Genomic DNA, 10238 nt, shown 5'->3' on the forward strand with positions numbered 1-10238 from the left:
ACCTGTTCCGCATGACGTGCTCGAATAGTTCGTCTTCGCTCATACCGTCGAAGGCATCGATATCGGCGACGGGCTTTTCGGTGCCCGAGAATTGTGGATCGGATCCGGTAATGACCGCCTGCAGTTGCGTCGCCACCGCATCCGGAGTCGGATAGTCGAACAGCAGCGTCGCGGGCAATCCCACCCCGACACTGTGCGCGAGGCTGTTGCGCAGCTCGAGCGCGGCCAAGGAGTCGAATCCGAGTTCGTCGAAGCTCTGATCGATCCGAACAACGCGGCTCCGGCCCAATGCTTTCGTGACTTCCTCGACGACCAGCTCGCGCAGGAGTTCGCGCTGCTGGTCCGCGGTGCGATTTCGCAGTCGTTGGCCGAGCCCGGTCTCGGGCGCGCGCTGTGTGGGACGACGGGGCGCCAGCGCATGCAGCAACGGGGGCAGCGCATCCCCGGCCGCACGCAACCCCGCCATCTCCAACGGCATCGGAACGACCAGTTCGAGGCCGGAATCCAGGGCCGCGTCGAACAACGCGAGGCCTGCTTCGACCGGTATCGCGCTGATTCCGATGGCCCGCATTCGGGCCGTGTTCGCGGCGGTCAGATGTCGAGTGATGTCGCCGGCAACATCCCACAGTCCCCAGGCCATCGACACCGCGGGCAATCCCTGAGCACCACGCAACGACGCCAACCCGTCCAGGAACGCATTCGCCGCCGCGTAGTTGCCCTGACCCGGACCACCCAAAACCCCGGCCGCAGAGGAGAACAACACGAACCACGCCAAATCCGAACCAGCGGTCAACTCGTGTAAGTGCCATGCCGCTTCAGCTTTCGCCGCCAACACCGCGTCAACCCGATCCGCCGTCAGCGAACCGATCACGCCGTCGTCGACCACCCCGGCCGTGTGCACGACACCGGTCAGCGGGTGCTCGGCAGGAATCTGGGCCAGCACCTGCGCCAACGCCGACCGATCCGCCACATCACACGCCGCAACCCGCACCAGCGCACCCAAATCGGTGAGTTCGTCCACCAACTCCGGCGCACCCGGCGCCGCCGGCCCGCGACGGCTCACCAGCACCAAACGCCGCACGCCATGCTCGACCACGAGATGCCGCGCCACCAGCGCACCCAACGCACCCGTGCCCCCGGTCACCAACACGGTGCCCGCAGGGTCCAACCGCCGGCGTGCCCGCGAGCCCATCGGAATCCGGGCCAGTCGCGGCGCCAGCACCCGCTTCTCCCGCACTACCAGCTCCGGCGAGTCCGACCCTGCCACCAGCGCCGTATCCACCGAACCATCGGTATCGACCAGCGCGAACCGTCCGGGATTCTCCGACTGGGCCGACCGCACCAGACCCCACACCGCCGCGGCGGACGGATCCGAAACCGCTCGGCCGGGCACCGCGACCGCCCCCGTGGTGACCACCAACAGCCGTGCCGCGGCGAACCGCTCCGCGGCCAGCCAACGCTGCAGCACCGCGAAGACCACACCGACGCTTTCACGTACCGGCGCATCGGCCGGGACACGCAGAACCACCACATCGGCCGACTCATCGGAGTCCGCCACGGTGGCCCAATCCCGCACCGTCGCATTGGATCCCGCGACAGGCGCCTCGTCCCACGCGATCTCGAACAGTGCGTCGCCGTACCGAGTCGCGCCGAGTTGTCCGCTACTGACCGGCCGCGACGACAGACCACCCACCGACAGCACCGGGTCGCCGTAACGATCGGTCACCGTCACCGAAAAACCGTCTCCCGCACGAACGATCCGCGCCCGCACGGTCGAGTCCGCGGTGCCGTGTCGGGTGATGTCGGTCCACGCGAACGGCAGGAAGATTGCTGCGCCGGCATCGGGTTGCTCCGCCGCCACAACGAGCGGGTGCAGCACGGCGTCCAAGATCGCCGGGTGGATCTGGAATCCGTCCGCGCTGTCCGGCAACCCTTGCGGCAGTTCGGCTTCGGCGAATATCTCGGTGCCGCGCCGCCAGACCGCTCGCAGCCCTCGGAACATCGGACCGTACCCATATCCGCGATCGGCGAGCCGATCGTAGGCTCGGGAAAGATCCACTGCCGTCGCGTCTTCCGGCGGCCACTGTCTCATGACCGGCACGGCCGTGGTGTCCGCGGTACCGAGTGCGCCCTCCGCGTGCAGCGTCCAAGGACTGTCCACGATATTTCCGCCCCCGATTCGGGCGTAAACCGCCAACGGCCGGTCACCGGATTCCTGTTGCCCGCCGACCACGACCTGCAGCTGCACCCGTCCTTGATCCGGAATCAGCAGCGGCGCACGCAGTACCAATTCCCGCACGGTCGCGCACCCCGCCTCCAGGCCGGCGCGCATGGCCAGTTCGACGAAACCGGCGCCGGGGAAAAGCACAACGCCGCGCACCGCGTGATCGGCCAGCCAGGGGTGGGTGGCCAGCGACAACTGTCCTGTCAGCAGTATCCCGCCGTCGGCCGGGGTCGGCACCACGGCGCCCAGCACCGGGTGCTCGATCGCGCCCAACCCCAGCGCCGACGCGTCACCTGGTTCGGGCGCGGCATAGGGCCAATACCTGCGTCGCTGAAATGCGTACGGCGGCAAGGACACTCGACGGCCGCGCACACCTGACACCGCGTTCCAGTCCACCGCGGCGCCGGCCACGAACAACTCGCTCACGCCGGTCAGCAACGATGGGATCTCCGGAAGGTGGGCGCGCAGTAGCGCCATCGCCGATACGGCGTCCCGTCCGTGTGCTTCGGCGACGATTGCCGTCAGTGCGGCACCAGGCCCCACCTCGACCGCGCGATCGATACCCAAGCCCGGCAACAGCTCGATGCTATCGCCGAACCGCACCTGCATGCGCACGTGCCGCATCCAGTAGTCCGCTGATCCGTAACCGTCGCCGGCCAATTCGCCGGTCAGGTTCGAGAAGATCGGAATCTCGGCCTGTGCCGCACCGATCCCGGCCAGCTCGGCGGCGAATTCGCCGAGTATCGGGTCCATCAGCGCGGAATGGAATGCGTGCGAGACCCGCAACCGGCGGGTTCTTCGGCCGCGATCGGCCAAAGTGCGGCCAATTGCCGTGACCGCGTCCTCGGTCCCGGACAGCACCAGGGCTCGGGGTCCGTTCACGGCGGCGATGTCGACGCCGTCGGTCAGGAGCGCTGCTACCTCGTCGAGTTCGGCTTCGACGGCGACCATCACCCCGCCAGCGGGCAGCGCCTGCATCAGCCGCCCGCGGGTACCCACCAGCCGACATGCGTCCGACAGCGACAACACCCCGCCCGCATGCGCGGCGGCGACCTCACCGATGGAATGCCCGATCAGGTAGTCCGGTCGCACATCCCAATCGCAGAGCAGCTCGAACAGTGCCACCTCGACCGCGAACAATCCCGCCTGGGCGAAATCCGTTCGGGCCAGCATCGTTTCGTCCTCGCCCCAGATCACCTCCCGCAACGGCTGCGGCAGATACCGATCCAGTTCCGCCACGGCTTCGTCGAATTTCTTTGCGAACACCGGGAATTCGGTATGCAAGTCGCGTCCCATACCGATCCACTGCGAACCCTGCCCGGGGAAGATGAACACCGTCTTGCCCGGTGTCCGTACGCCCAGTACCGGGTCGGCGGCTGTTGCGTCGGCCCGCGCGACCGACGCCAAGCCGTGGAGGAGTTCGTCGCGATCGTGACCGAGGACTACCGCTCGGTGCTCGAATACCGACCGCCGCAGCAGCGACGTCCCGACATCAGCGGCATCGAGGGCGGGGTCCGCGGAAACGAACTCCAGCAGCCGCTCGGCCTGACCACGCAACGCCGCGGCCGACTTCGCCGACAACACCCACGGCACTACCGATGAAACACCCTGCACCCCACGGTCTTCAGATTCCAGATCCGGTTCGGGTGCCTGCTCGAGGATCACGTGCGCATTGGTGCCACTGATCCCGAACGACGACACACCCGCACGTCGTGGCCGACCCACCGGAACATCCCACACCCGAGCCTCGGTCAGCAACCGCACCGCACCCGCCGACCAATCCACATGCGGGGTAGGCGTATCCGCGTGCAGGGTAGGCGGCAGCACACCGTGTCGCATCGCCATGATCATCTTGATGACCCCCGCGACCCCGGCGGCCGCCTGCGTGTGGCCGAGATTGGATTTCACCGAACCCAGCCACACCGGATCATCGGTCGCCCGCCCCTGCCCATAGGTTGCCAGCAAAGCGTGCGCCTCGATGGGATCGCCCAGTGTGGTTCCCGTGCCGTGAGCTTCGACCGCGTCTACTTCGCCAGCCGACAAACCCGCACTCGCCAACGCCGCACCGATGACCCTTTGCTGCGACGGACCGTTCGGAGCGGTCAAACCGTTGCTGGCACCGTCCTGATTCACCGCCGAACCACGCACCACCGCCAGCACCCGGCGACCATTGCGCAGCGCATCCGACAATCGCTCCAGCACCAGCACACCCGACCCCTCGGAAAGCCCGGTCCCGTCCGCCGACTCCGCGAAAGACTTGCACCGGCCATCACGAGAAAGCGCGCGTTGGCGGCTCATCTCGACGAACACGTCGGGTGGTGACATCACCGTCACTCCGCCCGCCAATGCCAGCGCCGACTCCCCCGACCGCAGCGATTGACACGCCAGATGCAGCGCCACCAACGACGACGAACACGCCGTATCCACGCTCACCGCAGGCCCTTCCAGACCGAGCACATACGACAGGCGGCCCGAAGCGGCACTCGCCATCCAGCCGGTTCCGGCGTATCCCTCGGTGGCCAAGCCCGCCACATACAGCCCGGCGAAGACACCGGTGCTGCTGCCGCGCAACGACACCGGATCGATCCCGGCGTCTTCCAATGCCTCCCAGGAGGTTTCCAGCAGCACCCGCTGCTGGGGATCCATGGCCATCGCCTCACGTGCGCTGATATCGAAGAACTCGGCATCGAAATCTGCTGCGTCGTAGATGAATCCACCGGAGCGCGTAGAGGACTTGCCCGCCGCATCGGGATCGGGATCGAACAGGTCCGCCACGTCCCAGCCGCGGTCGGCCGGGAAGTCGCCGATGACATCGCGGCCGCCGGCCACGACCTGCCATAGATCCTGCGCGGAAACCACTCCTCCCGGAAAGCGGCAGCCGACACCCACGACCGCTGTCGGCTCATCGAGGGCCGCGGCCCGGAGTGGTTGCACGGGCCGAGGCGCTGTGCCCGTGAGTTCTCCGAGAACGAATCGCGCCAGCGTGCGCGGTGTCGGGTGGTCGAAGATCATGGCCGGCGACAATCGCAAACCGGTAGCCGCTTCCAGACGATTCCGGTATTGCACCGCGGTCAGCGAGTCGAATCCCAGTGCGCCGAATTCTTTGTCGGGATCGATCGCCGCTGCCGAGGCATGTCCCAGTACCGCCGCGGCATTCGCCCGCACCTCTGCCGACACCGCCCGCAATTGTTCCTCCGGATCGAGCCCGGCCAGGTGGTGCTGGAGTCCGGTCACCGGGGTGTCCTGGACCGGGCCGGATCGATATGCGGGCACCAGCTCGCGCAGCATCGGTGGCAGCGAATCGCCCGCAGCGCGCAATTCGGCCTTGTCCCACCGCACGGGGACGAGCAGATCCCGATCGGACTCGAGTGCCGCATCGAACAAGCCGAGACCCTGCTCGACCGACATCGCGACCAGCCCCGCGGCTTGCAACCGTGCCGCATCCGCGGCCTCCAGGCTTCCGGTCATCCCGCTGGCGATGTCCCACAGTCCCCACGCCATCGATACCGCTGGCAAGCCCTGCCCGCGACGCCACGACGCCAATCCATCCAAAAACGCATTCGCCGCAGCGTAATTGCCCTGCCCCGGCCCACCCAGAACACCGGCAGCCGACGAGAACAACACAAATAGGGCCAAATCCGAACCGACGGTCAACTCGTGCAGATGCCACGCCGCATCCGCCTTCGCCGCCAGCACCGCATCCATCCGGTCCACCGACAACGACCCGATCACACCGTCGTCGATCACCCCGGCCGCATGCACCACACCGGTCAACGGGTGTTCCGCAGGAATCCCGGCCAACACCTGCTGCAACGCCGACCGATCCGCCACATCACAGGCGACGACCCGAACCTGCGCACCGAGCCCGACGAGATCATCCACCAACTCCGATGCGCCCGGCGCCGCCAACCCACGACGACTCAGCAGCATCAGCTGCCGCACCCCATGGCCGACCACCAGATGCCGAGCCACCAGCGCACCCAAACCGCCCGTACCACCGGTCACCAACACCGTGCCCGCGGCGAGATCCGTCGGAACCGACAGAACATCCTTGCCGCCGAGCTGTTCCCGGCACAGTCGCTGGACGATCTCGGGTGCCCGCCGAAGATCCGATACTCGTATCTCCGGCAATCGAATCCGCGCATCCGCGGCGTCCGCGGTGCTGAGCTGATCGGAAGCGGTGCTGAGCTGATCGGCAATCGCCGCGGCCTGGGCGAAGGAAAGCCCGGCGGGGATGCGGGCAAGCCGATCCACATCGGTAACGACGACCGAACCGATTCCATTGTCGAAGACGCCCGCAACGCGCTCACCGACGCTCAGTTCGGTGACTCCCGCGCCGACGCCGACCACGACGCCAGCCGCTTCGTATCCCAGTGCCGCGGCCGCGGCACGTCCGGTTTCCATGGCCGTCGCGATATCTCGCGCGCCCAATCCGATGGCTCGCACGGCAACCGCGACTTCCCGCTGTGCGAGTTCGGTGTGCGCACTGTCTTCGATGACCGAGACACGCTCCGGTCCGCCCGGTGCGGCGACGCTCAGCTGCCACGGTGCGTCGTCGGCGGGCAATTGCAGAGGTGCCCGCACCGCGACAACCTCCATGCGAGGTGCGAGCAACTGCCCGGACCGTATCGCCACCTGCGGCTCACCACAGGAAGCGGCGGCTGCGAGTGCCGATTCGGGTGTCTCCCAGTCGTCCACGTCGACGAGCACGATGCGGCCGGGATGCTCGGTTTGGGCCGACCTGACCAATCCCCAGACAGCCGCCCCGCCCAGATCACGCACGCCGCGCTGGTCGCAGGCGACCGCGAACCGCGTCGCCACCACCAAGGGGATATCGGGGAACCGTCGGTCGTCAAGGTAGGTCTGCACCGCGCGGAGCACGTCGTGCACGCTCTGGTGCACGGCTGTCGGCACGCCGTCGACCGCGTCCGGAACGCTCCCATACTGGTCCGGCAACGGCGTCGGCCGGCACCGCACCACCTGAATGTCCGAGGTGCGCTCCGCGTCGCTCGCCGCGGCCGGGCTGCCGATGGGAATCCAGTCCAGGCCGTGTAGCCCGTCCCACTCGAGGAAAGCGAGCGGTCCGAGGCCGCCGAGCAGTTGCGCGAGTGCGTCGCCGAACTCCGGCACTGTGTCGTTGTCGCCGAAGGGATTTCCCGTGACAGCCGCGAGAAGAGGGTGTCTGGCGGTATCGACCTCCGCGGCGGGGTTGTCCTCGGGCGCGCCGGGTCGCGGCCGGTCCAGCCAGTAGTGCTCGTGCTGAAAGGCATAGGTGGGCAGCGGAATCCAACTCCGCGGGCGCCCCAGCAGCGCAGGCCAGGCCACCGGTGTGCCCGTGACGAAGACCTTGGACACGGCGGTGAGGACCGCGACGGACTCCTCCAGGTTTCGACGCAGCGTCGAAACGACTGTCTGCTCGGCCGTGGACGATCGGTCCTCGGGCAGCAATTGGCCGGTGAGCAGTGCCGTGAGCGTTGTGCCGGGCCCGATCTCGACGGACCGTTCGACCTGCAACTCCCGCAGCACCCGGATGCTGTCGGCGAAAAGCACTGGCCGGCGTACATGCTCGACCCAATAGTCCACCGACCCGTACCCTGGCCCGGCCAACGCACCGGTCAGGTTGGATACGATCGGAATGCGACCGGGCGACACGGTGATTCCGGCCAGCTCTTGTGCGAACTGCCCCAGCATCGGCTCCATCAGCGCCGAATGGAAGGCGTGTGACACCGGCAACCCGTGTGTCCGGCGTCCCTGCTCGATCAGCACCTGTTCGGTGGCAGCGACCGCCGCCTCGATGCCCGAGAGCACCACTGCCCGCGGACCGTTCACGGCCGCGATATCGACCCCCTCGGTCAGTAGTGGTGCCACCTCGTCGACACCGGCCTCGACGGCCACCATCGCACCGCCGGCGGGCAACGACTGCATCAACCGCCCGCGGGCGCTGACCAACCGGCACGCATCCGGCAGCGACAGCACCCCACCCACGTGCGCGGCAACGATCTCACCGATCGAGTGCCCCAGTAGGTAGTCCGGTCGCACGCCCCAACTCTCGAGCAGCCGGAACAGCGCGACCTCGACCGCGAACAGACCGGACTGAGTAAAATCTGTTCGAGCGAGCAGCTTTTCGTCATCACCCCAGAGCACCTCGCGTAGCGGGCGGGGCAGATACCGATCCAATTCGGCGACGATCTCGTCGAAAGCCGCAGCGAATACCGGGAACTCGGCATGAAGCTGCCGCCCCATGCCGGTGCGCTGCGCGCCTTGTCCGGGAAACACGAACACCGTCTTGCCGGGCGGTCGCACCCTTCCGTGGACCACACCGGCAGCCGGTCCGGACTCCGTTTGCGAGGCCCGGCGCAGCCCCGCGATCAACTCGCCGCGGTCACGGCCGAGCACCACCATCCGATGCTCGAATACCGTCCGCCGCAGGAGCGATGCCCCCAGATCGGCGGCATCCAGATCCGCGTCCCCCGACGCCAACTCCAACAGCCGCTCGGCTTGATCACGTAGAGCCGCAGGAGACCTGGCCGACACCACCCACGGAACGACTGGCGAAACCACCGGTCCCGCAACGGCATCGGGCCCCTCGGCCGGGTCGGGATCGGCGGCTTGCTCGAGGATGACATGGGCATTGGTGCCGCTGATTCCGAACGCCGAGACACCGGCCCGGCGTGGCCGTCCCACCGCGTTCCACGTCCGGGCCTCGGTCAGCAACCGCACCGTACCCGCCGACCAGTCCACATGGGGGGTAGGCGTATCCACGTGCAGGGTCTGCGGCAGCACTCCGTGCCGCAGGGCCATGATCATCTTGATGATGCCCGCGACACCGGCTGCTGCCTGGGTATGACCCAGGTTGGACTTCACCGAACCCAGCCACAACGGATCGTCGTGCGCACGCCCCTGCCCGTACGTGGCCATGATCGCCTGGGCCTCGATCGGATCGCCGAGCTTGGTTCCGGTCCCATGGGCTTCGACGGCGTCCACGTCAGCGGCCGACAAACCCGCATTCGCCAGGGCGGCGCCGATAACTCGTTGCTGCGAAGAACCATTCGGGGCGGTCAGCCCATTGCTGGCGCCGTCTTGATTGATGGCCGAGCCACGGATCACCGCCAACACCCGCCGGCCATTGCGTCGTGCATCCGACAACCGCTCCAGGACGAGCACACCCGCCCCTTCGGAAAGCGCTGTCCCGTCCGCCGCGCCCGCGAACGCCCGGCATCTCCCGTCCCAGGACAGGCCGGACTGCCGCGAGAACTCGGTGAACACGATCGGCGTGGCCATCACGGTGACGCCGCCCGCCAACGCCAGCGCCGACTCTCCCGACCGCAGCGATTGACACGCCAGATGCAGCGCCACCAACGACGACGAACACGCCGTATCCACGCTCACCGCAGGCCCTTCCAGACCGAGCGCATACGACACCCGACCGGATACGACGCTCGCGGTGGATCCCGTCATCCGAAAGCCGTCGGCTTCCGGGGTCACGTCCGGGCCTGCCGCGTAGCCCTGGTCGATCACCCCCGCGAATACGCCGGTGCTGCTGCCGCGCAACGACACCGGATCGATGCCGGAATCTTCGAGTGCTTCCCAGGTTGTTTCCAGCAGCACCCGCTGCTGGGGGTCCATCGCAGCCGCCTCCCGCGGGCTGATATCGAAGAATGCCGCATCGAATTTCCCCGCGTCATATAGGAATCCACCGTCACGCACATACGACTTGCCCACCGCACCGGGATCGGGATCGGGATCGAACAATCCCGCCACATCCCAGCCTCGATCGCTGGGGAAGCCACCGACCACATCCCGGCCACCCGCCACCAGCTCCCACAGCTGCTCCGCCGAAACCACGCCACCGGGAAAGCGGCACCCCATCCCGACCACCGCGATCGGCTCGGGCACCCTGGCCGCCAACAGCTTTCGATTTTCCCGGCGCAGCGCGGACACCTGTTTGATCGATGCACGCAGCATGTCGAGGATTTCGGCTTCGTTCTCTGCCATTTCGAGCATTCCTCTGTTT

Annotated in this window: 1 pseudogene; it reads right to left on the reverse strand. The window is 67.5% G+C overall.

The annotated features are described in order from the left end of the window. Nucleotides 1-139: 139 nt before the first annotated feature. Nucleotides 140-10174 (reverse strand): annotated as a pseudogene (locus ACQP2D_RS25450) (SDR family NAD(P)-dependent oxidoreductase); the annotation flags it as partial. Nucleotides 10175-10238: the final 64 nt, after the last annotated feature.

Source organism: Nocardia sp. CA-119907 (assembly GCF_050955995.1).
Classification (GTDB): domain Bacteria; phylum Actinomycetota; class Actinomycetes; order Mycobacteriales; family Mycobacteriaceae; genus Nocardia.